General features: G+C 64.0%; 25 protein-coding genes. 12 read left to right on the top strand and 13 right to left on the bottom strand.

The window, feature by feature from the left end; all coding sequences use genetic code 11:
• Positions 1 to 110 precede the first annotated feature (110 nt).
• Positions 111 to 1097: a Dyp-type peroxidase gene (locus ACVILI_RS23385; RefSeq protein WP_240564631.1), complete on the top strand. Its 987-nt coding sequence runs from the start codon at positions 111 to 113 to the stop codon at positions 1095 to 1097.
• A 30-nt stretch (positions 1098 to 1127) separates the two neighbouring features.
• Here ACVILI_RS23385 and ACVILI_RS23390 read toward each other — a convergent pair whose 3' ends face one another.
• The gene (locus ACVILI_RS23390; RefSeq protein WP_240564630.1) at positions 1128 to 1649 is read right to left on the bottom strand and encodes a hypothetical protein; all 522 of its coding nucleotides are present in this window, start codon (positions 1647 to 1649) and stop codon (positions 1128 to 1130) included.
• Between the two features lie 179 nt (positions 1650 to 1828).
• On the opposite strand from ACVILI_RS23390, the gene ACVILI_RS23395 reads away from it, so the two are divergent.
• Positions 1829 to 2296, top strand: a complete 468-nt coding sequence (locus ACVILI_RS23395) for an Imm26 family immunity protein (protein WP_167470414.1) — start codon at positions 1829 to 1831, stop codon at positions 2294 to 2296.
• A gap of 34 nt (positions 2297 to 2330) precedes the next feature.
• Here the strand turns inward: ACVILI_RS23395 and ACVILI_RS23400 are convergent, their stop codons facing one another.
• Complete coding sequence (locus tag ACVILI_RS23400; RefSeq protein ID WP_027047010.1) at positions 2331 to 3761, bottom strand: FAD-binding oxidoreductase; 1431 nt, start codon at positions 3759 to 3761, stop codon at positions 2331 to 2333.
• Between the two features lie 102 nt (positions 3762 to 3863).
• On the opposite strand from ACVILI_RS23400, the gene ACVILI_RS23405 reads away from it, so the two are divergent.
• Together ACVILI_RS23405 and ACVILI_RS23410 are read left to right on the top strand one after the other, a co-directional pair.
• Positions 3864 to 4343, top strand: a complete 480-nt coding sequence (locus ACVILI_RS23405) for a thioesterase family protein (RefSeq protein ID WP_027047011.1) — start codon at positions 3864 to 3866, stop codon at positions 4341 to 4343.
• A gap of 246 nt (positions 4344 to 4589) precedes the next feature.
• Positions 4590 to 4787: a hypothetical protein gene (locus ACVILI_RS23410; RefSeq protein ID WP_013894716.1), complete on the top strand. Its 198-nt coding sequence runs from the start codon at positions 4590 to 4592 to the stop codon at positions 4785 to 4787.
• A gap of 39 nt (positions 4788 to 4826) precedes the next feature.
• Here the strand turns inward: ACVILI_RS23410 and ACVILI_RS23415 are convergent, their stop codons facing one another.
• Positions 4827 to 5306, bottom strand: coding sequence for an Lrp/AsnC family transcriptional regulator (locus ACVILI_RS23415; RefSeq protein WP_038652927.1), 480 nt, complete (start codon positions 5304 to 5306; stop codon positions 4827 to 4829).
• An 89-nt stretch (positions 5307 to 5395) separates the two neighbouring features.
• Between ACVILI_RS23415 and ACVILI_RS23420 the strand changes: the two genes are divergently transcribed.
• From ACVILI_RS23420 to ACVILI_RS23430, 3 genes are all read left to right on the top strand, one after another.
• Entirely contained in the window at positions 5396 to 6295 is a 900-nt protein-coding gene (locus ACVILI_RS23420) for an EamA family transporter (RefSeq protein WP_038647684.1), read from the top strand.
• Between the two features lie 145 nt (positions 6296 to 6440).
• The gene (locus ACVILI_RS23425; protein WP_027047013.1) at positions 6441 to 7592 is read left to right on the top strand and encodes a histidine kinase dimerization/phosphoacceptor domain -containing protein; all 1152 of its coding nucleotides are present in this window, start codon (positions 6441 to 6443) and stop codon (positions 7590 to 7592) included.
• Positions 7585 to 8031 (top strand): response regulator, encoded by a 447-nt coding sequence (locus tag ACVILI_RS23430; RefSeq protein ID WP_019859047.1) that lies wholly within the window; start codon positions 7585 to 7587, stop codon positions 8029 to 8031. The genes ACVILI_RS23425 and ACVILI_RS23430 overlap by 8 nt, the downstream gene beginning before the upstream one ends.
• Here the strand turns inward: ACVILI_RS23430 and ACVILI_RS23435 are convergent.
• Complete coding sequence (locus ACVILI_RS23435) at positions 8028 to 8876, bottom strand: dienelactone hydrolase family protein (RefSeq protein WP_051726923.1); 849 nt, start codon at positions 8874 to 8876, stop codon at positions 8028 to 8030. The two genes, ACVILI_RS23430 and ACVILI_RS23435, sit on opposite strands and share 4 nt — an antisense overlap.
• A 282-nt stretch (positions 8877 to 9158) precedes the next feature.
• Here ACVILI_RS23435 and ACVILI_RS23440 point away from each other — a divergent pair, with 282 nt between their 5' ends.
• Positions 9159 to 9314 (top strand): hypothetical protein, encoded by a 156-nt coding sequence (locus tag ACVILI_RS23440; RefSeq protein ID WP_240564629.1) that lies wholly within the window; start codon positions 9159 to 9161, stop codon positions 9312 to 9314.
• A gap of 9 nt (positions 9315 to 9323) precedes the next feature.
• Positions 9324 to 9761, top strand: a complete 438-nt coding sequence (locus ACVILI_RS23445; protein WP_038647688.1) for a hypothetical protein — start codon at positions 9324 to 9326, stop codon at positions 9759 to 9761.
• Positions 9762 to 9793: 32 nt separating this feature from the next.
• Here ACVILI_RS23445 and ACVILI_RS23450 read toward each other — a convergent pair whose 3' ends face one another.
• Positions 9794 to 12112, bottom strand: a complete 2319-nt coding sequence (locus ACVILI_RS23450; protein ID WP_457102625.1) for a glucose/quinate/shikimate family membrane-bound PQQ-dependent dehydrogenase — start codon at positions 12110 to 12112, stop codon at positions 9794 to 9796.
• Positions 12113 to 12305: 193 nt separating this feature from the next.
• Between ACVILI_RS23450 and ACVILI_RS23455 the strand changes: the two genes are divergently transcribed.
• Both ACVILI_RS23455 and ACVILI_RS23460 read left to right on the top strand, forming a co-directional pair.
• A complete protein-coding gene (locus tag ACVILI_RS23455; protein ID WP_457102626.1) occupies positions 12306 to 13142 on the top strand; it encodes a DUF2059 domain-containing protein in 837 nt (278 codons plus the stop codon).
• 82 nt (positions 13143 to 13224) lie between these two features.
• Positions 13225 to 15882 (top strand): ATP-dependent helicase, encoded by a 2658-nt coding sequence (locus tag ACVILI_RS23460; RefSeq protein ID WP_038647696.1) that lies wholly within the window; start codon positions 13225 to 13227, stop codon positions 15880 to 15882.
• 52 nt (positions 15883 to 15934) lie between these two features.
• Here the strand turns inward: ACVILI_RS23460 and ACVILI_RS23465 are convergent, their stop codons facing one another.
• The 5 genes from ACVILI_RS23465 to ACVILI_RS23485 form a co-directional block, all read right to left on the bottom strand.
• Complete coding sequence (locus ACVILI_RS23465) at positions 15935 to 16981, bottom strand: ABC transporter permease (RefSeq protein ID WP_019859054.1); 1047 nt, start codon at positions 16979 to 16981, stop codon at positions 15935 to 15937.
• A complete protein-coding gene (locus tag ACVILI_RS23470) occupies positions 16978 to 17775 on the bottom strand; it encodes an ATP-binding cassette domain-containing protein (protein WP_027047015.1) in 798 nt (265 codons plus the stop codon). Before ACVILI_RS23470 ends, ACVILI_RS23465 begins: the two co-directional genes overlap by 4 nt.
• Positions 17776 to 17860: 85 nt before the next feature.
• A complete protein-coding gene (locus tag ACVILI_RS23475) occupies positions 17861 to 18868 on the bottom strand; it encodes a substrate-binding domain-containing protein (RefSeq protein WP_019859056.1) in 1008 nt (335 codons plus the stop codon).
• Positions 18869 to 18976: 108 nt separating this feature from the next.
• Positions 18977 to 19885, bottom strand: coding sequence for a sugar phosphate isomerase/epimerase family protein (locus ACVILI_RS23480; protein WP_038647698.1), 909 nt, complete (start codon positions 19883 to 19885; stop codon positions 18977 to 18979).
• Positions 19886 to 19892: 7 nt separating this feature from the next.
• A complete protein-coding gene (locus tag ACVILI_RS23485; protein ID WP_019859058.1) occupies positions 19893 to 20912 on the bottom strand; it encodes a Gfo/Idh/MocA family protein in 1020 nt (339 codons plus the stop codon).
• A gap of 194 nt (positions 20913 to 21106) precedes the next feature.
• On the opposite strand from ACVILI_RS23485, the gene ACVILI_RS23490 reads away from it, so the two are divergent.
• The gene (locus ACVILI_RS23490; protein ID WP_027047017.1) at positions 21107 to 22132 is read left to right on the top strand and encodes a LacI family DNA-binding transcriptional regulator; all 1026 of its coding nucleotides are present in this window, start codon (positions 21107 to 21109) and stop codon (positions 22130 to 22132) included.
• A 12-nt stretch (positions 22133 to 22144) separates the two neighbouring features.
• On the opposite strand, the gene ACVILI_RS23495 is transcribed toward ACVILI_RS23490, so the two are convergent.
• The 3 genes from ACVILI_RS23495 to ACVILI_RS23505 all read right to left on the bottom strand — a co-directional run bounded on the left by ACVILI_RS23495 (position 22145) and on the right by ACVILI_RS23505 (position 24923).
• Complete coding sequence (locus ACVILI_RS23495) at positions 22145 to 22459, bottom strand: ferritin family protein (RefSeq protein WP_019859060.1); 315 nt, start codon at positions 22457 to 22459, stop codon at positions 22145 to 22147.
• Between the two features lie 54 nt (positions 22460 to 22513).
• On the bottom strand, positions 22514 to 23269 hold the full coding sequence (locus tag ACVILI_RS23500) for a bestrophin-like domain (protein WP_027047018.1): 756 nt from the start codon (positions 23267 to 23269) through the stop codon (positions 22514 to 22516).
• A 103-nt stretch (positions 23270 to 23372) separates the two neighbouring features.
• On the bottom strand, positions 23373 to 24923 hold the full coding sequence (locus ACVILI_RS23505; protein WP_457102627.1) for a trimethylamine methyltransferase family protein: 1551 nt from the start codon (positions 24921 to 24923) through the stop codon (positions 23373 to 23375).
• Between the last annotated feature and the right edge of the window lie 9 nt (positions 24924 to 24932).

Below are 24932 nucleotides of genomic sequence, written 5' to 3' on the forward strand. Positions count from 1 at the left end.
ATTCAGCCGCACTCTACCCGCATCCGCGTGTCGATAAAGAGGCAATTCATCCAGTATTGCGTCATCCCGGCCGATCTGAAACAAATCCGGCAAAAGCGGAGATTTTTCAGATGTCAGGCAAGAACTGGGACCGCGTGCCGATCGACGCGCAGAGCGTCGATGCGCCGCTTTCGCAATCGGCGATTTTTCTTGTCGTCACCGTCGCCGGCGAACAGATGGCCCTTGCCAAGGTTTGTTCCGTGCTCGGCGAGCTTGACGATCTGGTCAAGACTGTCGGCTTTCGCGATCTCGGCGGCCGCCTGTCGTGCATTGCCGGCATCGGCCGCGATCTCTGGGACCGCCTCAGCCCAAACCGGCGGCCGCAGGAACTGAAACCGTTCGCGCCGATCAAAGGCGCGGTCCATTCGGCGCCATCGACGCCGGGCGACCTTCTCTTCCACATCCGGGCCGAACGATCAGACATGTGCTTCGAGTTCGAGCGTATCCTGCTCGACCGGCTTGGCCCTGATGTGACCGTCGTCGACGAAGTGACGGGCTTTCGCTATTTCGACGCCCGCGACCTGCTCGGCTTCATCGACGGCACCGCTAACCCGACCGGCCTCGACCTGCCGGCCTCGGCGCTGGTCGGCGACGAGGATGGCGACTTTGCCGGCGGCTCCTATGTCGTCGTCCAGAAATATCTGCACGACATGCAGGCCTGGGCGCGCATTCCAACGCCCGAGCAGGAGGCTATCATCGGCCGCACCAAGATCGACAACATCGAAATCGACGATGACGACGCGCCGCGCAAATCGCACAAGTCGCTGGCCACCATCGAGGATGCCGACGGCAACGAATACGACATATTGCGCGACAACATGCCGTTCGGCCGGCCCGGGCAGAATGAGTTCGGCACCTATTTCATCGGCTATTCCAGGTATCTCTGGGTCACCGAAAAGATGCTGCAGCGCATGTATGTCGGCGACCCGCCGGGCGCCTACGACCGCCTGCTCGATGTCTCGACACCGCAGACCGGCACTATATTCTTCGCGCCAACCCGCCCAATGCTGCAGGCCCTTGTCGAGGGCGCGCAGCAGCAGCTTCCCGCAGCACGGTAGAGCGGCTGCGGACAGCCCTTGTCGCTGGGATCAGCGTGCGTCGCGCTTGGCTTGCGCCACCTTGCCGGCCTTGCGCTGCCGGCCGAGTTCGGCCGGCCGGACCAGCTTCGGCGCCCGCTCGTTGGTCACGGCCCGCATGCCCTTGTGAGCCGTGCGTGAATTGTGTGCGGGACCGTCCGCCGGCGCACTTTGCTTCATGGCCAGCGCCTTGCGTGCATTCCCGACCAGCGAAATGCGAGCCGCCAGCTGGCGTCGCCGTTCGGCCTCGCCATTCAGCCGCCGCATCGCCATGGCCAGCACCGCCAGTTTCACCTGCGAACCACTATCGGCCTTTGAGGCGGCAGCCCGTTTCGGCGCGCCCTTGCCGCGTATTTCACGCCGGCGGCGGTGTGCTTCGGTCTGCGCCTTGTCGCGCCGCTCGCGCAGCAGCTTGACCAAGCCGGAAAGGTCGGCATCGGAAAGCTCCTGCACCGCCGGATGGTGTGATTTCTCCACCAGTTCCTTTTCGTCGGCGCTCAGCGAGCGGGCTTCTTCCTTGCGTGAAATGGCCATGACAGTTCTCCTCCGCTGGCAACGCCTGACTTGTCAGGCTTGCCGCGGAAGGAGCCTCGACCCGAATGGTGGCGCGGTCAAGACGAGCTATTGGTTGCGGCCTCAGCCGAAAAATTGTCTGCTGGCGATCCACGACAGTGGACTAACTCCGTAGCGATCAAATGACTGGGAGATCGAAATTGGCGAAACGGCTGCCATATCGCGAGGGCTCGGTCTTTCGGATTCCCCTGCCCGATGGAAGCTTTGCGAGCGGAGTGGTGGCGAGAATGGCCCCGCGAGGACGAATACTTCTGGGCTACTTTTTCGGGCCGAAAATGTTTTCGGCGGATATAGCCGCGAGCGATCTTCTGCCGAGTGAAGCTGTTCTCGTCGGGCGATTTGGCGATCTACATCTCATAGACGGCAAGTGGGAGATCTTTGGAGAGATGGGCGGCTGGAACCGGGCCGATTGGCCTATCCCAGAATTCATCCATCACGACGCGCTACACATCTTGCCAGACACGATCGTCCGATATTCAGACGACGATATCGTCCTGGGAACCAGAGAACGGAGACCTGTGATCCCAACAGGCCTCGCTGAAGATGGACTGATGGGTGCGGAGTTTGTCGAAATCAGTTTGAGCGAGCTACTGGCGGACAGACCGTAAATGCGGGTAGTTGGCTTGCGCACCTGCCAATTTTCTAACCTCGACCGATCCACCCCACAGCCGGCAATATCTTGCCGGGATTCATGATGTTTTGCGGGTCGAGCGCCTGCTTGATGGAACGCATGATATCGACACCGTGGCCGAGTTCGCTGCGCAGGAAGCCGATCTTGCCCTGGCCGATGCCGTGCTCGCCGGTGCAGGTGCCGTCCATGGCGATCGCCCGCAGGTTGAGCCGCGCGACGAATTTCTCCGACAGCGCGATGTCATTGGGGTCGTTCACATCCATCAGCACCAGCACGTGGAAATTGCCGTCGCCGGCATGGCCGACGATCGGCGCGATCAAGCCCATTTCGGCGATGTCGGCCTCGGTCTCGGTGACGCATTCGGCAAAGCGCGAGATCGGCACGCAGACATCGGTCGACAGGCCCTTGGCGCCAGGCCGCAGTGTCAGCGAGGCCCAGTAGGCGTCATGCCGGGCCTTCCACAGTTTGGTGCGTTCCTCGGCGACGCTGGTCCACAGGAACGGCCCGCCGCCATTTTCCTCGGCGATCATGCCGAAGGTTTCGGCCTGTTCGGCCACGCCGGCATCGCTGCCGTGGAACTCGACGAACAGGCACGGGCTCTCGGGATAATCGAGCTTGGAATAATTCTTCATCGCCCGCATCTGCAGCGCGTTGACCAGCTCGATGCGCGCCACCGGGATGCCCATCTGGATCGTGGCGATGACGGCGTTGCAGGCCGCCTCGACACTCGGAAACGGACAGACGCCGCCGGAGATCGCCTGCGGAATGCCTTGCAGCTTCAATGTCAGCGAGGTGATGATGCCGAGCGTACCTTCCGAGCCGACCAGCAGCCGCGTCAGATCGTAGCCGGCCGAGCTCTTTTTTGCCCGCTTGCCGGTCGTCACCGTCTCGCCATCGGCCATGACGGCGGTCAGCGACAGCACGTTCTCGCGCATCGTGCCGTAGCGCACCGCGTTGGTGCCGGACGCCCGCGTTGCCGCCATGCCGCCGAGCGAGGCATTGGCGCCGGGATCGATCGGAAAGAACAGGCCGGTGTCGCGCAGATGCCGGTTCAGATCCTCGCGCGTCACGCCGGGCTCGACCGTGCAATCGAGATCCTGCGGATTGACGGAAAGAATGCGGTTCATGCGCGAGGTGTCGACTGAGATGCCACCGCCGGGCGCATTGGTGTGGCCTTCCAAAGAAGAGCCGACGCCAAAGGCGATTACCGGCACGCGGTGCGCGGCGCAGGCGCGGACGATCTCCTGCACTTCTGCCGTCGTCTCCGGGAAAGCCACGCCATCGGGCGCCTGTGTCGGGATATAGGTGGTGGTATGCGCATGCTGGGAGCGGATAGCCTGGCCGGTCTGAAAGCGCTCGCCCAGCTGTTGCTTGAGGATGCCAAGCACCGCGGCGATGCCTTCCTCGTTGCGTTCGACCGGATTGAGGTCGCTCAGAGCCATGAATTCCTCCGCGAATGGACCAGCGTCCATGCTTGTTATGCGATTATGGATGCGTAGTCTCAGCGGCCACGCCGTGTCCAGCACCAGAACAAGGAAGTTTCAATGTCCATCCCCGCCCCGTTCGTCTCCAAGCCCATGGACATCGAGAAGGACTGGATCGACTACAACGGCCATCTCAACATGGCCTATTACAACGTGCTGTTCGACCGCTGCTCGGACGAAGCCTTCGAGGCGATGGGCATGGGGCTGGATTATGTGAAGGAGCGCCGCCTCACCATCTACACCGCCGAAGTCCATGTCTGCTACGTCCAGGAACTGCATCTGGACCACAAGGTCCAGGTGTCCTTCCAGCTCATCGACCATGACGAGAAGCGGCTTCGGGCCTACCAGGAAATCCGCCATGTCGACGGCTGGCTCGCCGCCACCTCCGAAACGCTGTCTCTGCATGTCGACATGTCGGGGCCGAAGGTCGCGCCCTTCCCCGCCGATGTGATGGCCAAGGTCGAAGCCATGCGCGCCGCCCATTCGGTGCTGCCGATGCCGGAGCGTGCAGGCCGTTCGATCGGCATCAAACGCAAATAGGGCGAGGCCGACACCGCTCCGAACAGAGTGACGGGACCTCAAAGCCACACCGGCGAGCCAAAATCACCGAACCCTCAAATCGGCTGGCACCCCGTGCTTGAAGCCGCCCGGCACCCGCATTAACCTTACCGAGGTTTTAACGGGAACAAGCCAATTGAGCCGTTGAACGACTCAGCAGAGCGGTCGAAAACGTCCGCACTGGGTTGTTTTACGGACGGCGGGGCGAAGCCGGTTCGAGGGACGTGCATGAAAACCGACATCAAGGTCGAGGTGGACAGGCTGGCCGCTGATCCGCGCATCACCGACTATGATTTCTGGCGTTCGCTCAAGAACGTCGACAACGAGATATTCCACATCGCCAACAACAACGAGCCGATCCCGTTCGACATGATCCGCTGGCGCAGCATTTTGAAGCGCGCCCGCCTGAAGCGCGGTCACGCATAGCCTGGCGAAACGGCTCGCGAAAACATCAAATCACGCAGTTCACGGCGACCGCTTCACTGCCGCCAGCGGCGAGCGCGCCACCACCGGTGACGACTGGATGATGGCCGTGTTCGTCATCGCATAGGGAATGATCCGGTCGATCACCCGTTCGAGTTCGGCCACCGAGCCGACATGCGCGAGCGCGATGAAGCAATCATCGCCGGTCACGCGGTCGCATTGCGCGATCTCCGGCGTTTCGCGGATGATCTCGGCCACCACGGACAATTGCCCCGGCACCGGCCGGATACGCAGCCATGCCGACAGCTTCAGGCCCAGCGCGGCGGGGTTGATCTTGACGCAATAGGCCTCGATCACGCCGTTTTCCTGCAGCCGCTTGATGCGCTCGGCGACACTCGGCGCCGACAGGCCAACCGAACGCGCCAGCTCCGCCGTACTGGCGCGCGCATCCTTTTCCAGCAGGCGCAGGATCTTCATGTCGGCCGCGTCGAGATCGATATTTTCAGTTCGAAGGCGTTTCACGGATAAGTCCTTGCCTTTGGAAATAATATTGCGAGAGTGGTCGGCCATTCGCCATATAAATTGGAAAAACTGCCTGCGATACTGATCCGATGGACGATCAGACGCAAGCCCCCGTTACCCGCCCTGCTCCCGCCTTCGACGGCCTGGCGACAAGACTGCCGCCGCATGTCTGGTTCGGCGTCAGCGCCGTCTTCCACTATCTCGGCCCGGCCTTCGCCGTGCTGCTTTTCTCGCATGTCGGCGTGCTCGGCATGGCTTGGCTGCGCATCGCCACCGCGGCGCTGATCTTCGCGCCGCTGACGCGCCCCTGGCGAAGCTTCGCCCGCGCCGATCCGCCGACACGCCTGCTGTTGCTGGCCTTCGGCGCTTGCCTGGCGGTGATGAACTGTTCGTTCTACCTGGCCCTCGACCGCTTGCCGATCTCGCTGGTTGCGGCAATCGAATTCGTCGGCACCATCGGCGTCGCGCTGATCGGCCTCAGGAGCGCCCGCAACCTGGTTGCCCTTGCGGTGGCCGTCACCGGCACCTTGCTGTTGATCGACGTCAAATGGTCCAGCGATCCCGTCGGCCTGTTCTGGGCTTTCCTCAACGGCGCGCTCTTCGTTGGCTACATCGTGCTCGGCCACCGTGTCGCCCGTTCCGGCGCCGTCGACGGCATTGCGGGCCTCGGTGCCGCCATGGCGGTGGCCTTCATCGTCGTGCTGCCGATCGGCTTCAGCGACGCGCTGCCGGCTTTCTTCTCGCCGCCACTGCTCATCGCTGCAATCGGCGTCGGCATCTGCTCCTCGGTCATTCCTTATATCTGCGACCAGCTTGCCATGTCGCGATTGCCGCGCTCGAGTTTCGCGCTGATGCTGTCTCTGCTGCCGGTCACCGCGACGCTGATCGGCGTCATCGTGCTGCGCCAGATTCCAAGCCTCGGCGATTGCCTGGGGATCGCACTAGTCGTCGCCGGCGTTGCCTTCCACAAGCCTCCATCCAGCGACTAGACACCGGGAAAACCGTTTATCGTCAATTGCTTGCACAAGTGCCGAGTCGGTTCCCGATCTCATCTGACTGCGACAAGACGTCTGGAATTGAACCAAATCCGCCTTCGAGCCGTTGACCCCCACGAAAACGGCTTGGAGTGACACAATGGACTGGAAACGGACCAGGGAGCCTGCCGACGCTTGGCACATGACGGACGACCTTCATGTCGAGCATGGCAAGGGCGACCCGTTCGCGGCGGCCATCCGCGCCACCCGCATGTCGATGATCATCACCGATCCCCGGCGGCCCGACAACCCGATCGTCTTTGCCAATGACGCGTTCTTGCGGCTGACCGGCTATGAACGCCACGAGGTGCTGGGCAAGAACTGCCGCTTCCTGCAGGGGCCGAAGACCGACAAGGAAGCTGTCGGACAGATCCGCACCGCAATCGAGGACAAAGCCGATGTCAGCGTCGACATACTGAACTATCGCAAGGACGGTTCAACCTTTTGGAACGCGCTCTACATCAGCCCTGTCTCTAACGACAAAGGCGAGGTGCAGTTCTTTTTCGCCTCGCAACTCGATGTCTCGGACCGCAAGCGCTCGGAGCATCGCATCACCGCGGACAAGGACCGCTTCGAGAAAGCGGTGAAGGAACGCACCGCGGAACTGGAAGCAGCACTGGAGGCGCAGACCACCTTGCTGCACGAGGTCGATCATCGGGTGAAAAACAATCTGCAGATGATCTCTTCCCTGATTATCATGCAGCGCCGCACCATAAAGGATGAGGCGACCAGGCATTCGCTGACCACCATGCTGGAGCGCATAGAAGCACTCAGCACCGTGCATCGCCGGCTCTACCAGTCGAAGGATGTCAGCCGGTTCGACGTCTCGGATTTCGCCAAGGACCTGGTGACGGATCTGCTAACGGCCTCGGGGCGCTCAGGGATCAAGCCGAAACTCGAGCTCGACCCAATCGTGATTTCAGCCGAGAAGGCGACGCCTGTCGCCCTGATGGTCAATGAACTCGTCACCAATGCCTTGAAGCACGCTTTCAAGGAGGGACCGGACGGGACCACGGCGGGGCGCATCGGCATCAAGATGAGCCAGCCCGACGGCCACTTCAACATCGAGGTGTCCGACGATGGCGTCGGCATGGCCGAGGCCAATGGCGACGCCTCGTTCGGCATGCGCCTGATCAAATCGCTCGCCCGCCAATTGCACGCCGACATCGAATGGCGTGACGCCGGGCCCGGCACCAAGGTCGTGATTTCGATGCCAAACGAACCGCAGCAAGAAGGACTCTCTCATGACTGAACCGCTCAAGGTCCTGATCGTCGAGGATGAAGCGCTGTTGGCGATGGAACTGGAAAGCCTCGTCGAGGAGGCTGGCCATAGCGTCGTCGGCTGGGCGACGTCTTCGGCGGAAGCAAGAAGCATGGTCGAGTCCACGGATGCCGACATCGCCTTTGTCGACATTCACCTTACCGACGGCCCGACCGGCGTCGACGTGGCCCACTATATCGGCGAGAAGAAACGTTCGATGGTGGTGTTCATGACCGCCAATCCGAAACGCATCCCCGATCATTTCGCCGGTGCGATCGGCGTCATCGCCAAGCCCTATACGATGAACGGTCTGACGTCGGCATTGCGGTACTTGCAGGAAGGCGTGCGCCGCCCGCCGCCGGTCTCCACGCGGCCGGCCGGCTTCACCCTGTCGCCGGCCTTCGAAGCGGTCTGGGCGCCCGCCGCCTAAGCCAGTTTCTCCTTCAGGAAGGCGATCGTCCTACCCCATGCAAGGTCGGCCGCCTTCTTGTCGTAGCGCGCCGCCGACGTATCATTGTTGAAGGCATGGTTGGCGCCTTCATAGACATAGACCGTGTATTCGACATGCGCGGCATCGAGCGCCTTCTTGAAGGCATCGATGCCGGCATTGGTGCGATCGTCCAGGCCGGCATAGTGCAGCAGCAACGCGGCCTTGATCTTCGACGCGTCGGCGGCATTCGGCTGCATGCCGTAATAGGCGACGCTGGCGGCGAGGTCGGGCGCGTTGACGGCCAGCATGTTGGCCGTGCCGCCGCCCCAGCAGAAGCCGATGGCGCCGACCTTGCCGTTGCCATCCTTGTCGGCCTTGAGGAAGGCGACTGTCGCCACGGCGTTGGCGACAGTCTGCGCCGGATCGAGTTTGGTGAACATGTCGCGCGCCTTGTCCTCGTCATCAGGCGTGCCGCCAAGCGGCGACAGGAAATCCGGCGCCAGCGCCACGAACCCCTCCAGCGCCACGCGCCGGGCGACGTCGCGTATATGCGGGTTGAGCCCCCGGTTTTCGTGGATGACGATGACGGTGCCGAGCTTACCCGTCTGGTTCGCCGGCTTGACCAGATAGCCCTTCATCTCGCCGCCGCTGCCGGGATAGGTGATGTCCTCGCCTTTCACGCGGGCATCGTTTTCGGCGACGATCGCCGCCTGGGCGGAATTCGCCGCCAGCATCGGCGCGATCGCCGCCGCCGCGGCACCCGATCCGGCAAGCCTGGTCAGCTGTTCCATGAAGCGGCGGCGATCGAGCGTCAGATGCGTGTATTCGTCATAGGCATCGATCATCGCCTGGGTGATGTCAGGTTTGTCAGCGATGGTGGATCTGGTCACGGGGGCGCTCCTCGACTTTGATGTCCTTGCGTTCGCAAGATAGGGGCGAGCCTCACATCGTCCAGTCACGGCTCGGTGACGCTTCCGTTCCCTGGCAAGCTGCGGCAACCATCATCACAATTTTGTCATCGGCGACGAATCTTGATGGCACTGCCACAATGGTGGGGGAAACTGACTATCCGGCCGCCCCATGGCGCGGTCACGGCCCCGAAGGGTCCGATCTGAAAGGAAATGCCGATGACCGTGCCTTCGCCGATCCTGGCAACCGCCTTCATGCTTGCCACAGCCGCCATTCTGGCGATGCGCGCAACCATTGTGGCGGCGAACCGCAAGTCCATGGTCAAGGTCCGCAGCCGCCAGCGCCGTCCGGCAAACACGAAAACCCAGGGTTGAGGTGAAGTCATGGACGTACAGGATATCGTGAACACCGTCTCGCAGAAGGCCGGCCTTGACCAGGCAACGACCGAAAAAGTCGTCGGCACCATTTTCTCGGTGCTCGAGCACGAGGCCGAAGGCACCAGCGCCTCATCCTTCTTCGCCAAGATTCCAGGCGCCGATGCATTGGCGCAGAAATATGACGTCATGGCCGCCGCTCCGGCCGGCGGCGGTGGCGGCTTCCTGTCCTCGCTGCAAGGCGCGCTTGGCGGCGTTCTCGGCGAAAAGGCAGGCGCGCTGGTCAACGGCCTCGCCGCGCTGAAGGCATCCGGGCTCGACATAGCGCAGATCCAGAAGGCCGGCGCCACGCTGGTCCAGCAGGCCGAAGCCGCGGCCGGCCCCGATCTGACCAACCAGGTGCTCGGCTCGGTGCCTGGCCTCAAGAGCCATCTCGGGCTCGGCTAGCGCCAAGACCGCTTTTGGTTGGCGCGACACAGCTATTTCGGCAGCGCGTACGCCATTACATAATCCCCCGGCTTGGTGCCGACCGAGCCGTGGCCGCCGGCAACGATGACCACGAACTGGCGCCCGTCGGCGGCCGTGTAGGTCATTGGCGTCGATTGCCCGCCTGCCGGCAATCGGGCCCGCCAGAGCTGCTTGCCTGACGTGAGGTCATAGGCGCGCAGATAGTCGTCGACCGCCGCGCCCAGGAAGGCGACGCCGCCGGCGGTGATCATCGGCCCGCCAATGCCGGGCACGCCGACCTTCAGCGGCAACGGCAGCGGCGTCATGTCGTAGACGGTGCCGTTGCGGTGCTTGTAGTTGATCGTGCCCGTCCTGAGGTCGACGCCTGCGACATAGCCCCACGGCGGCGCCTGGCAAGGGATGCCCAGCGGCGACAGGAACGGCCCCATCACCACCGCATAGGGCGCGCCCTCATTGCGGTTCAGCCCCTGTTCGCTGCCCTTGGTGCTGTCACCCGGCGGCGGCACGTCGGCGCGGGGAATGAGTCTCGACGTAAATGCCAGGTAGGTCGGCATGCCGAACATCACCTGCCGCACCGGATCGACCGCCACCCCGCCCCAGTTGAAGACGCCGAAATTGCCGGGATAGACCAGCGATCCCTGCAGCGAGGGCGGCGTGTAGCGGCCTTCATAGCGCAATTTGTGGAAGGCGATGCGGCAGGCCAGCTGGTCGAACATGGTGATGCCCCACATATCGGCATCGGTCAGCGGCTTCGGGTTGAAGGAGAGATCGGAGGAAGGCTGCGTCGGCGACGTGTGGTCCCCCTCGATGGCGCCGCCGGGCGCCGGCACTTCCTTGACCGCGATCACTGGTTCGCCGGTGCGCCGGTCGAGCACATAGAGGTCGCCCTGCTTGGTCGGCCCGACCAGCGCCGGCACGACGGAACCGTCGGCCTTGGTGATGTCGATCAGGCTCGGCTGCGCCGGAACGTCCATGTCCCAGAGATCGTGGTGCACAGTCTGCCGCACCCATTTCAACTGCCCGGTGTTGAGGTCGAGCGCGGTGATCGAGGAGGAGAATTTCTCGACATTGGCGCTGCGTCCGGCGCCAAGCTGGTCCGGCGTCTGGTTGCCGAGCGGCACGTAGAGCAGGCCGAGCTTTTCGTCGGCGCTCGGCGTCGACCACATGTTGGGCGAGTTGGCGGTGTAGGTCTGGCCGGCCGGCAGCGGCGTCGTCTGGTCCGGATTGCCGGAATCCCAGTTCCAGATCAGTTTGCCGGTGCCCGCATCATAGGCGCGGATGACGCCGGACGGCTCCTGCGTCGAATAATTGTCGTTGACCGCGCCGCCGACGATGATCTTGCCGCCTGATATCAGCGGCGCCGAGGTCGAGTAGTAATAGCCCGACTTCGGGTATGGCATGCCGGTCAAAAGATTGAGCGTGCCGCCCTCGGCGAAGGCAGGACAGACCTGCCCGCTGGCGGCATCGAGCGCGATCAGCCGCGCATCCGAGGTCGGCAGGTAGACGCGGGCAGCACAAGGCTGGCCGGCGGCGCCGATGGCATCGGCATAGTAGGACACGCCGCGGCAGGTCTGGTGCTGGCGGTCCTTGTCGAGCTTGATCTTGGGATCGTAGCGCCATTTTTCCTCGCCGGTCGCGGCGTCCACCGCGATGGCGAAATTGTGCGGCGTGCAGATGTAGAGCGTGTCGCCGATCTTGAGTGGCGTCACCTGATAGGTGGTCTCGCCGATGTCGTCGGGCCCCTTCACGTCGCCGGTGCGGTAGGTCCAGGCCGGCTGCAGATTGGCGACATTGTCCGGCGTGATCTGGTCGAGCGGCGAATAGCGCTGGCCGAACTGCGTGCGCCCATAGAAGTGCCATTCGCCCGCCGGCACTTCATTGCCAAGATTGGCGTTGGGAATCACCTTGTCGGTATCGAGCGCACCGGCAATATCTTTGGGGTCCGTCGTCATCGAATAGCCGGCCACAGCCAGCGATGCCAGCACGGCCAGGATCAGCGGCGCGCGCCCGTCAGGCCCGGCAAGGCCTCGCCTTGCCCAAGGCGTCAGCAGCCACAGCGCCACCAGCACGATGATGCCGCCGCGCGGGCCGAGTTCCCACCAGTCGAAGCCGATTTCCCAGACCGCCCAGGCCAGCGTGCCGATCACGATCGCCGCATAGAGCCACAGTGCCGTGGACCGGCGCCGGTAGAGCAGCCAGGCGGCAATCAGGAAGGCGAGACCGACGACGATGTAGTACCAACTGCCCCCCAGCGAAGCCAGCCGGATGCCACCGCCACCAAGCGCCAGACCGAGGAGAAAGAGAACGAGAGAGGTGATGGTGACAGCCAAGATGATACTCCTTCGACTGTTGCGCGCTCGCGCGGCCACGGGCAACCCGGTGCACCGCTCCTGCCCTGCGCACAGCTTTCTCCCGCCTGCCCCGCCTGTCAAGCTGCCCACACGCCAAGGTGGCAATCCATCTTGCCGACGTCAGGGTTTTCCCGCAGTCTCCATGGATCATCTTTCCCGTGGAGCAAGCAACATGCCGTCACTCGTTTCGCCACTGACGCGCATGGCGCTTGTGCTCTACTGCCTCGTCCCGGTCTTTGCTGGCACTGTGGCCGCGCAGGCGCAGACAATCAGCGAGATCAACAAGGCGAACGGCTTTCATGAGATACTGATGGGCATTGGCCCGGGTTTCACCGCGGCCGTGAAATCGGCGCCGGGAACGCCGCCGCAAAAGGTCCAGGACGCCCTTGCCGCCGCCATGGAAGGTGCCTTTGACCCCGAGAAGATGGAAGCGGCCATCGAAGCCCGGATGGCGGACAAGCTCAGCGCCAGGGACTTGTCCGAACTGGCCTCGTTTTATGCTTCGCCCCTGGGCAAACAGGTCACCGCGCTCGAGATCCAGGCTTCGTCGCCGCAAGCAAGGGAGGCCAAGAAGATCGAGGGCGCCAAAATCCTCGGCGAGCTTCCATCCAGGGATCCGGCCAGGCTCGCTCTGTACAGGAAGATGATGGACGATATCAGCGCCGTCGACACCGGCGAAGCCGTCGCCTTGAACATGGGCTACGCCATGCTTTCCGAAATGCTGGGCGCGGCCGGAAAGCCCCTGCCCGACGACCAGGTCATGGCCCTGCTGCGCAAGCAAACCGAAGGGCTTCGCCGTGACATCGACAACGATGCCATGGAATCTGCAGCCTATATCTACCGGGATATGTCCATGGCCGACCTGAAGCTCTATGATGCCTTCCTGGCCTCACCCGCCGGCAGCCGCTACTACGACCAGATGCAGGTCGCGCTGGGCGCGGTGATGACGGACGAGGCACGCTCCTTCGGCCATCGATTTTTCGTCGCCCTCGGTTACCGCAAGGCGTGAACCGCGATATCCGGCATTTTACCCGGAACAAAACGTAGACAGTTCTGGTCTTTCCCTGCCGAATCACTACATTCGGGGGAAGATGTCCGGCTTTTCCGAAGACATGCCCTTTTTCGACGAACCCAATGCGCGGCCGACGGCCCCGTCGGGCATTGCCGCGCGCGCCATGGCTGCCCGCAGCGGCCAGAACAGTGCACCTGACTATCTGAAGGGCCTCAATCCCGAACAGCGGCTGGCGGTGGAGACCACCGAAGGCCCGGTTCTGGTGCTGGCCGGCGCCGGCACCGGCAAGACGCGTGTGCTCACCACCCGCATCGCCCACATCCTTGCCACCGGCAAGGCCTTCCCGTCGCAGATCCTGGCCGTGACCTTCACCAACAAGGCCGCGCGCGAGATGAAGCAGCGCATCGGCATCCTGATCGGTGAAGGCAATGTCGAGGGCATGCCCTGGCTCGGCACCTTCCACTCGATCGGCGTGAAGCTGTTGCGCCGTCATGCCGAGCTTGCAGGCTTGCGTTCCGACTTCACCATCCTCGACACCGACGACGTCGTGCGGCTGATCAAGCAGCTGATCCAGGCCGAGGGCCTCGACGACAAGCGCTGGCCGGCCAAGCAGTTCGCCCAGATGATCGATGGCTGGAAGAACAAGGGGCAAGGTCCGGCCGATATCGCAGAGGGCGACGCGCGCAGCTTCGCCAACGGCAAGGGCCGCGAACTCTACAAGGCCTATCAGGAGCGGTTGCAGACGCTGAACGCCTGCGACTTCGGCGACCTGCTCTGCCACCCCATCCGCATCTTCCGCGCCAATCCGGACGTGCTGAAGGACTATCACCGGCGCTTCAAATACATCCTCGTCGACGAGTACCAGGACACCAACACCGCCCAGTACATGTGGCTGCGCCTGCTGGCGCAGCGGCCGGACGCCGGGCGTGCGGCAACGTCGACGGATTTGCGATCGGCCGAAGGCCGCAAGCCCGACCTGGCGTCGGCCGGCCAGACCGCCCCCGCGGAGGCCAGCGAGCGAAGCTCGCATGCGGCCGTGAGCGAAAACAAAGTCAATATTTGCTGCGTCGGCGACGACGACCAGTCCATCTATGGCTGGCGCGGCGCCGAGGTCGACAACATCCTGCGCTTCGACAAGGATTTCCCGGGCGCCACCATCATCAGGCTGGAGCGCAACTACCGCTCGACCGCGCACATCCTTGGCGCGGCCTCCCACCTCATCGCCCACAATGAGGGCCGTTTCGGCAAGACGCTGTTCACCGACCGCAACGACCCCGAGGACGGCAAGGTCAATGTCCACGCCGCCTGGGATTCCGAGGAAGAAGCCCGCGCCATCGGCGAGACGATCGAGGCCTATCAGCGCCAGAAGCATAATCTCAACGACATGGCTATCCTGGTGCGCGCGTCCTTCCAGATGCGCGCCTTCGAGGACCGCTTCATCACGCTCGGGCTCAACTACCGCGTCATCGGCGGTCCGCGCTTCTATGAGCGCATGGAAATTCGCGACGCGCTGGCCTTCTTCCGCGTCGTTGCCAACAGCGGCGACGACCTCGCCTTCGAGCGCATCGTCAACGTGCCGAAGCGCGGCCTGGGCGAAGCCACCATCCGTCAGATCCACGACACGGCGCGCGCCCTGCGCATCCCGATGCTGGAGGCCGCCGGCAATCTCGCCGAGAGCGACGAGCTGAAGCCGAAACCACGCGCCGCGTTGCGTGAAGTGGCCGCCAATTTCGAGCGCTGGCAGAAGGCGCTGGAAACCAAGCCGCACACCGAGCTCGCCGAGACCATTCTCGAGGAGAGCGGCTACACCGACATGTGGAAGAACGACCGCTCGGCCGAAGCGCCGGGCCGGCTGGAGAACCTCAAGGAACTGATCCGCTCGATGGAGGAGTACGAGTCGCTGCGCTCCTTCCTCGAGCATGTCGCGCTGGTCATGGATGCCGAGCAGAATGCCGGGCAGGACGCCGTCTCCATCATGACGCTGCATTCTGCCAAAGGCCTCGAATTCGAGACGGTCTTCCTACCCGGCTGGGAGGAAGGCCTGTTCCCGCACCAGCGCGCGCTCGATGAGGGCGGCCGCTCCGGGCTGGAGGAAGAGCGCCGGCTGGCCTATGTCGGTCTCACCCGGGCCAAGAAGAACCTGCATATCTGGTTCGTCTCCAACCGCCTGATCCATGGGCTCTGGCAATCGACCATCCCGTCGCGCTTCCTCGAGGAACTGCCGGAATCCCATGTCGAGATCGCCGAAAGCGGCAATTCCTATGGCGGCTACGGCAACCCCTATGGCGGCGGCTCCTTCGCCTCCGGCCGTGGCGGCCGCCAGAACCCGTATGGCGCCTCGCGCTTCGACAGTGTCGGCGCCAACACCGAAAAATCCGGCGCCTTCTCCAACACCTATTCGACGCCTGGCTGGCAGCGCGCGCAGGCCAACCGCACCGAAGCGACCGACCGCAACTGGGGCACGCGCTCCGGCCACCAGGTTGAGCGCATCGGCTATGGCGAGACCGACTCGGGCTACGGCGCCGGCCGCACCAGCGTAAAGGGCCGCACCATCGACGGCGAGCTGGTCGCCAAATCCGTCGCCGACAAGCCGTCGCCTTTCAGCGTCGGCGACCGCGTCTTCCACCAGAAATTCGGCAACGGCAACATCTCGGCCATCGAGGGCAACAAGCTGACCATCGACTTCGACAAGGCCGGCCAGAAACGCGTGCTGGACGGGTTCGTCGCGGCGGTGTGAGCTGCCCTCCCGAGCAGCTCTCGGCGCCGTTCCAAAAACGGCAGTGCCTTCCTCACCGATACCGTGCCTGGTTCCACTTGTGCCCGAGCAGCGACAGGATGATGATCAGCCCGTTGAAGAACTGCACGTAGAAGCCGCTCAATCCCGCCGCCACGACGCCGGTCTGGATGAACGACACGGTGACCGCGCCGATGGCGCCGCCGACGACCGTGCCAATGCCGCCCCAGGTCGGGGTGCCGCCGACGAACACCGAGGCCAGTACCGGCAGGAGATAGCCGTCGCCGGCGGTCGGCCACCAGGTGAAGTTGATCATCACCGAGAACGTGCCGGCGATCGCGGCGCCGATGCCGACGAAGACGAACACTTTCACCCGCACGCGCTTGACGTCGATGCCCATCTGCTGGGCGCTGTCGGGATTGTCGCCGACCACCCTCACCTGTGCGCCGAAGCGATGCCTGTTGTAGAGCATCGCCGACAGCACGACGAAGGCGATCGCCCAGAAGATCTGCACCGGAACGCCCAGGATCTGGCTGGAGAAGATCCTGTAGGCCCAGCTGCCGCTGAGGCTGGTCAGCGACATCGATTTGCCCTCGTTGATGATCTGGATCAGGCCGCGCAGCAGGAAATTCATGCCGAGCGTGGCGATTAGCGACGACAGCCCGCCATAGACGACCAGCGAGCCGACGAGGAAGCCGAGCAGCATGCCGGTGACGAGTGCCGCCGCAATGCCGAGGAACGGATCGTAGCCGGCCTGCACCACCAGGGCGAAGACCCAGGAGGCAAAGCCCATCGTCGCCGGAAACGACAGGTCGATCTCGCCGCAGGTGACGACGAAAACCAGCGGCACCACCACGAACAGCGCCACGGGCAGCGTCGTCAGCACCGAGCTGTAGAGATACCAGGTGGTGAACACGGTCGGGTTGGCGACCATGAACACCGCCATCATGACGATGAACACGGCGAGCGTGCCGAGCGAGGCGCGGTTGTCGAGGACGAAGCCGCGCAGCCAGTGATCGGACGGATGTTTCCACTCTTGGCGGGCGGACCCGGCATGAGCGCGCAGAGGGCTTTCGAGATCGGGTTCCATGGTCTTGCTCATCGCGCTTGCTGCTCCGCTTCGCCGGCCTCGCGCAATCCGGGCAATCCGCCGGGATGTGCGACGTCCTCCATGAAATTGATCAACTCTTCCGCCGATTTGACCGCGCTGCGGTCGGCGGTCAGCGCCACCTTGCCGCGATCGAGCACCACGAAGCGGTCGGCGATGTCGAAGACATGGTGGATGTTGTGGCCGATGAACAGGATCGAGCGTCCGCTCGCCCGCACCTGGCGCACGAAGTGGAACACCTTGGCGGTCTCGGTCAGCGACAGCGCCGTCGTTGGCTCGTCGAGGATGATCAGCTCGGCCTGCTTGTAGATGGCTCGCGCGATCGCCACGCCCTGGCGTTCGCCGCCCGACAGCTGGCCGACGATCGAGTGCGGCGTGAACACTTTCGAGGTGAAGCCGATCTCGCGCATCAGCCGGCTCGCCTCCTCGATCTCCTTGTTGACTTTCAGCCAGCCCATGAAGCCGGTCAGTTCGCGGCCCATGAAGATGTTGCGCACGATGGTCTGCTGCACGGCCAGCGCCCGGTCCTGGAATACCGTCTCGATGCCGGCGTCGCGCGAGCGTGCCGCGCTCCAGCCGTTCACCGGCTTGTCGCGCACGAGGATGTCGCCGCTGGTCGGCCTGACCACGCCGGACAGGATCTTGATCAGCGTCGACTTGCCGGCGCCATTGTCGCCGATGAGGCCGACCACCTCGCCACGGTCAACGCTGAGATTGACGCCGCCCAGCGCATAGACCTGACCGTAGGATTTCGTGATATCGCGCAGTTCGATGATGCGTTCGGCCATCGGATCCTCGCTTTCATTGTAACATGCCGGCCCTTTGCCGGCGGTCCTGCCGGCCGGGTCCAACCCGACCGGCAGCCTTGGGAGGTCAGCGCAACGCCTGCTTGGCGAGCTCTGAGACGATCTCATAGTTCTGCGGCGTGACGAAGCCGGCACCGGTGTCGACATTCATCGGCGCCAGACCCAGCACCACTTGCTGGCAGAGGCTGAGGATCGGCAGATAGCCCTGCATGAATGGCTGCTGGTCGGCTGTCAGCTGCACCCAGCCACCCTTGAAGCCCTCGACGATCTGCGGGCTGGTGTCGAAGCCGAAATTGAAGATGTCGCCGGGCTTCCGACCCGCGGCCTGCATGTAGGTCGGCACATTGCCGAGCATCTGGCCGCCGGGATAGCCGACCGCCTTGACACCCGGATTGTTGAGCAACGCCGCGGTGATCACCGGGATGGCGAGGTTCGGATCGGCGGCCCACTCGGTTGCGGAATTGATTTGCACGACATCGACGCCGGCCTCTTTCAGGGCGGCGACCGTCCCACGCTCGCGTGCGCCCCGGCTCTCATTGTCGAATGGCCCGATCATGATCGCCTTGTCACCGGATTTCAGCCCGGCCAGCTTGAACGCCTCGGCGCCGAGCGCGCGGCCCTGCTGCTCCTGCTGCGCGCCGACATAGCCGCCGCCGAACGCCGCCGTCACCTTCGGCACCGGCACGTTCTGGTACATCATCTTGATGCCGTCCTTATGCGCCTGCTCCGCCAGCGGCATGATCGCGTCTTCGCCTGGATGGCCCATCATGGCGATGCCGTTGGGCTTGACCGCGACCGCCTCGCGCAATTGCTGCACCATCTTTTCGACGTCCCAGCCGGAGAAGATGTAGTCGACTTTCGGGCCGAGGTCGGCCGCCGCCTGCTTGGCGCCATTGTAGACGATGGTGCCGAAAGCGTCGCCCTCGGCGCCGCCTACGAAGAAGCGGATATGGACATCTTTGCACCACTGGGCGTCGAGCGCCCGTGCCGGCAAGGTCGAGATTGCGGCGCAAAGCGCCGTGGCGGCGGCCACGACGGTCGTGCGCAGAAGTGTCGTTCTGATCGCGATGCTCATGCACTTGTCCTCCCATTGTTTCCCTCGTCAGCCGAGGGGCTCTTGACGATTGCTTCGCCACTTACGAACCGGCTCCTCCGCCGGCCAATCCTCTCACCAAATTTGTCCTCACGTCGGATTTTGCAGGTAGCTGGCGCCTCCCCGGCATTGCTTGAGATACTCCAGCGCCCGGACCTGGCCGGTGATCTCGAGAGCGTCGCGATAGACCGGGTCGTGCCAACCCTCTATGTCGATGGCGCCCTTGTAGCCGGCCAGCCGCAATTCGCTGATCACCCGCGTCCAGTCGCTGTCGCCGAAGCCGGGCGTGCGCATCTGTACGAAAGGCAGACGGCCGAACACGCCGTGCTCGCGGATGACATCCCAGCGCACGGTGGCGTCCTTGCCATGGACATGGAAGATGCGCGGCGCCCATTTGCGGATCTGCGGGATCGGATCGATCAGATAGACGAGCTGGTGGCAGGGTTCCCATTCGAGCCCGAGAGCCTCGTCCGGCACTTCGTTGAACATTAGCTCCCAGGCGTCCGGATTGTGGGCGATGTTCCAGTCGCCGGCCGCCCAATTGCCGTCCATGGCGCAATTCTCGAAGGCGATGCGCACGCCCTTGTCGGCGGCGCGCCTGGCCAGCGGCCCCCACACTTCGCGAAAGCGCGGCAGGCTGTCGGTCAGCTTCTTGCCGCGCAGGCGCCCGGTGAAGCCACTGACCATGGAAGTGCCGAACAGATGCGCATTGTCGATGACCGTTTCCCAGGCCGCGAGCACGCCGCGATCGACCTCGCCGCTCTCCAGTGGATTGCCAAAGACGCCGATGGACGAGACCGTGACATCGGCATCGCCGATCGCGTCGCGGATTTCGCCGGCAAGGCGTGGAAGATCCTTGCCGCCCAGCGTCTGCCAGAAGAAGGGCTGGATGCTCTCGAAGCCGAGCGGCAGGATCTGCTTGATATACGCCGCCGGGTCGTCGAGGTTAGCCCGCACCATGGTGCCGATCCTGATGTCGAGAAGCGGGTTTGGCATCATCGTGTTCCTATGAAATCGCCACGCGGCGTCCGGTTTCGGCGCTCTCGATCGCGCCGAAAACCATGGCCAGGCTTTTGATGTTGTCGGTGCCGCGCGTCTCCGGCTCGGTCCCGGTCTCGATGGCGTGGATGAAATCCCTTATGATGCCGAGATGACCGCCGACGCGGTCGGCTGGATCGAGCGGCGGCACGTCGATCGGCTGGGTCTTGGCGAACAGCCCATCGCGGCCCGTCGCCACCACCTCCGCCTTCAAGAGGTCATGGCCGTCCCAGATGAGGCTGCCGCGCTCGGCGACGATGCGCCAGCTGCCTTCCCAGCTGGTGCGGAAGCCGTCGGCGCACCAGGAACCGGCATAGGTGAAGACCTTGCCGCCGCCGAGATCGAAGACCGCGCTTGCCGACGAGCCCTGCCGGTACCAGGAATTGGCCGGCTCCCATTCCTGGCAATAGACACCAGCCGGCTCGCCGCCGGCCATGTAGCGGGCGGCGTCGAAAGTGTGGATGGCCATGTCGAGCAGCAGCACATGCGCCATCTCCTCTCGAAAGCCGCCGAAATGCGGCGCGACGAAGAAATCGGCATGGATGCTGGTCGCCGCGCCAATGGCGCCGGAGTCCAGGAAGCGGCGGATGCGCCTGACATTGGCGACGTAGCGGCGATTCTGCACGACGGCATGGATGCGCCCGGCCTGGCGAGCCGCATCGACGATGGCGCGCGCGTTTTCAGGACTGTCGGCCAGCGGCTTTTCGGTCAAGAGATGGCAATTGTGGGCGAAGGCCGAAAGCGCGACCTCGCGCCGGGCAGCGGGAACGACGACATCGAACACCGCGTCGGGCCTGGTCTGGGAGAGCACCGCGTCAAGGCTGGTGCCGATGACGATGCCGGTGAGGTCGTATTCGTGCGCCCTCGCCTTCGCCCGCTCGGCGTCGAGGTCGACAAGGCCGACAATGGCAAGCCCATCGATCTGCCTCGCGGCATCGAGCCATTGCCTGCTCATCGCGCCGCAGCCGACGAGGACGACATTCATCATCCGGCGTTCCTCCTCCGCTCGGTCCCTCCAGACCGATCGTCACGGCATCCACGGCATCACCGTAAACGTTTTTCCGTAAACGTTTACGACAACACACCCGATAGCGTAGAATGTCAATTGGCCGCTCGCGAAAATCGTCTTTCGCCTTGGCCTCGGCACCGGCCAATGCTAGCGAAGCTCGGGGGAGAAAGTCTTTGGCGTCCAGCATCCACGACCTAGCGCGTCACCTGAACATTTCGATCGGCACCGTATCGCGGGCGCTGAACGGCCGCGCCGACGTCAATGCCGACACGCGCCAGCGCGTGCTCGACGCCGCCAAGAAGCTGAACTATTCACCCAACCAGTCCGGCCGCAGTCTCAGGCAAGGCGCGACCCATTCGATCGCCTTCATGCTGCAGCCGCATCCCGGCGACCAGCAATATGGCGAACCGTTCTTCATTCCCTTCCTGATCGGGGTCCAGGGCCGCCTTGCCGAAAGCGGGCTCGACCTGACCGTGGTGATGGGCGCGCCGGGCGACTATCAGCAGGAGCGCCTGCGCCGCGTCGTCGAGACCCGCCGCGCCGATGCCGTGCTGCTGGCCTGGACGCGGCGCCAGGACGAGCGCATCGATTATCTCACACAGGTCGGCTTCCCCTTCGCCACGCTCGGCCGCAGCCGCAGCGGCGGCAAGACCTATCCCTCGCTCGACCTCGATTTCGAGCAGGCAGGCAGCGACGCAGTCGACCGCCTGGTGGCGCGCGGCCACCGCCGCATTGCCGCCATCCGCCCTTCCCTCAATCTCAATTTCAGCCATCTGTTCCTCGACGGCTACCGCAAAGCCCTGAAGCGGCACGGCATCGAGGTCGACCCCGCGCTTATCGCCGACGGCTTCATCAATGAGGCCGGCGGCTACCAGGTGACGCCGCGCGTGATGTTGGCAAAGGACCGGCCGACAGCCATCATCTTCAACAACGACGCCATGGCCCTCGGCGGCTGCAAGGCGCTGGCCGAGATGGGCATCCGGCCGGGCCACGACATCGCGGTGACCGTCATCGTCGACACGCCGCTCTGCCGCTATTTTTCCCCGGCGCTGACCGCCTTCCGTCCGGCGCTGGAGCCGATGGGCCGGCGCCTGGCCGAAATGCTGCTGGCCTCGCTTCCCGCCTTCGCCGGCCCGGAAGGCCCGCGTATCATCCACGAAGTCTGGCCGCTGGAGCTGGTCGCGCGCGACAGCGATTGATGGCGCAGGCTATCAATCCACCTTCTTCTCGCCCCGCTCGCCGGCCTTGACGATGTCGCCCGTGGTGAACAGGATTTCCTTCAATTCCGCCCGCCAATCCTTCTTCTGGCGCAGCAGGAATTCCAGGTCCATCCCGAAATGCTTGAACTCCTCGCCTTGCGCGTTCTGCATGATGGCCCGCGCTTGCGGATCCTTCTCCACCGAGATGCGCTGTTCGTACCAGCCAATCGCTTCCGCCTCCTCGATCAGTGAGGTGATCATGCGGGCAAAGGTCCGCACCTTCTGCGACAGGTCTTCAGGCGGTTCGTGATACTGGTCGAAACCCATGTCGTCCTCCGTGGTTCATTCCCATGAATGCTCGGGAATGCCGCCGGTTCCGCATCACCGCTGCAATTCCGCCAATGCCCGCTCCAGCGGTGCCGGCGAAATCTGGATCGGGCCGGAGAACGGCACGTCCATGTCGAGGATCAAGTAGATCGCCCCGGCAATCAGCGCGGCCGAGACGACATAGGTTGCAAGCGTGATCACATTCTTCGGCGCCCTGAACCCGAAACTAGCGAAGATCAGCGCCAGCCACGCAACCAGCATGGCAATCAGCGGCCAGGGGATAGCGCCCTCCGACTGTTCGATCAGCACCCAGCGCATTTCCAGCACCTTCTGCAGGCGCTGACGCGCATCCTGCAACAGCGGGCCATGCGTCGCATCGGACAGCGTCAGCGCGTTCAGCCGCGTGCCGATCTCCGTCAAAAGATGTTCGGACAGCTGGTTGGCGACGAGAGTCGTTTCACTGTTTTGCGACGAGGTGGCCACCACCCGCTGCACATAAGCGACCAGCGGCTGGCGCACCGCATCGGCTTCCGGCCCGTACTGGCGCAATGTCCTGTCGAGCAGGATGAGCTCCGTCGCATAGGCGTGCACATTGTGATCAATCGATTCGAAGGTGTTCTTGGCCGAATTGATCATCAGGCCGAGCACCAGCGAGGTCATGACGCCGAACAGATTGGCGGCGAGCCGCACGACATTGTTCGTGTCGTCGTCGCGATGCCTGGCCGGCAGCCTCGGCCATATCGCCATGCTGGCCAGCGGCGCCGCCGCCAGGCACAGGAAAATCACCAAGGCGATCAGGGCTTCGCGCATGAAGCGCATTTCTGCACGGCGTGCACCGCTTGCCAATGACCCCGGCACCGGTCACGCCGCGAAAGTCGCGGCAAGGACCGGGTGTCTCGCGAAAGCTCGCTCCTCACGACACCGGTGGCGCGCCGCCCTCTTCGGTGCGCCGCGCGTATTCGTCGAGCACTCCGGCGGTGGCGGCAGCCGAAGCGGGCGGCTCGAAATCGGCAAGGATGCGTTTCCAGATGCCGGTGGCGCGCTCGCTGGCGGTCTTTGATCCGCTTTGCGTCCAGTTGCCGAAATTCGACCAGTCGGCCACCAGTGGCTCATAGAATGCGGTGCGGTAGCGCGCCATGGTGTGGCCGGCCGAGAAGAAATGCCCGCCCGGCTGCACTTCGGCGATGGCCTCGAAACCGATCGCGTCGTCGTCGCCAGGCGTTGCCGCGCAAAGCTCGGCAATCGACTGCACCGCCTCGATGTCGGTGATCAGCTTCTCGAAAGAGACACTCAGGCCACCTTCCAGCCAGCCCGCTGCGTGAATACAGACGGTGGCGCCGGCAAGCACCGAGCCCCACAGGGCGAACTGCGACTCATGGGCTGCCTGCGCATCGGAAATGTTGGCGGCACTGCCGGCGCCCGAACGCCAGGGAAGGCCGATGAAGCGCGCCAATTGGCCGGCCCCCAGTGTCGCCTTGACGTGCTCGGGCGTGCCGAACGCCGGAGCGCCCGACTTCATGTCGACATTGGAAGAGAACGAACCGTAGAGCACGGGTGCGCCCGGGCGCACGATCTGCGCCAGTGCCAGACCGGCCAGCGCCTCGGCATGCTGCAGCGTCAGCGCGCCGGCGACCGTGATCGGCGCCATCGCGCCGGCCAGGCAGAACGGCGTGATGACCAGGACCTGCCCGGCGCGAGCGAAGTCGATGATGCCTTGCGCCATCGGAATGTCGAGCTGGCGCGGTGAATTGGTGTTGATGATGGTGTAGCAATGGGCGCCAGCGCGGAATTCATCCTCTGACAGCCCGCGCGCCAGCCGGATCATCTCGAACCCATCCTCGACCTGCGGCGTGCCGCGAGCGAAGACAAAGGGGAACTTGTCGGACAGCGTCAGCTGCGCGCGGTTGACGGCATAGTGGCGTAAGCGGTTGTCGACATCCTGCGGCTCGATGCAGGGGCAAAGCATGTGCAGTACGTCGAAATGCTGGATGAGCTTGGTCAATTCCTCGAAGGCCCCGAGCGTTCCCGGCCGGCGGCCGCGTTCGAGATCGGTGACGTTGGGCGCGCCAGCGCCGGCGAGGAACGTCATCGAGCCGAGCTCGAGCAAAAGATCGCGGCTGCGGTCGCCCGCCAGCGCTGGAATTGATTTCGGCGCCGAGGCCAGTGCCGCGGCCACGATGTCGCGGCCGATGCGCACCATGTCGGTGTCCGGGTCCACAAACGCACCGGCGCGGGCGAAAATCTCCCGCGCCTGCGGCAAGAGCACCTTGATGCCGAGTTCCTCCAGCACGCGCAGCGCCGTGTCGTGGATGGAAGCCACCTGGTCATCCGAAAAGATCGGCTGCGGCAGGAACGGGTTCTTCAACGACCGGTAGTTGGGTCGGCGGCTGCTTTCGCTGCCGGCCTCGCCCGTGCGTCCACGCCGGCGCTCGCGCCTCATGTCTCGTGCCGCGTCATCGACCATCGAAAATCC

The sequence above is a fragment of the Mesorhizobium sp. USDA 4775 genome (assembly GCF_054062655.1).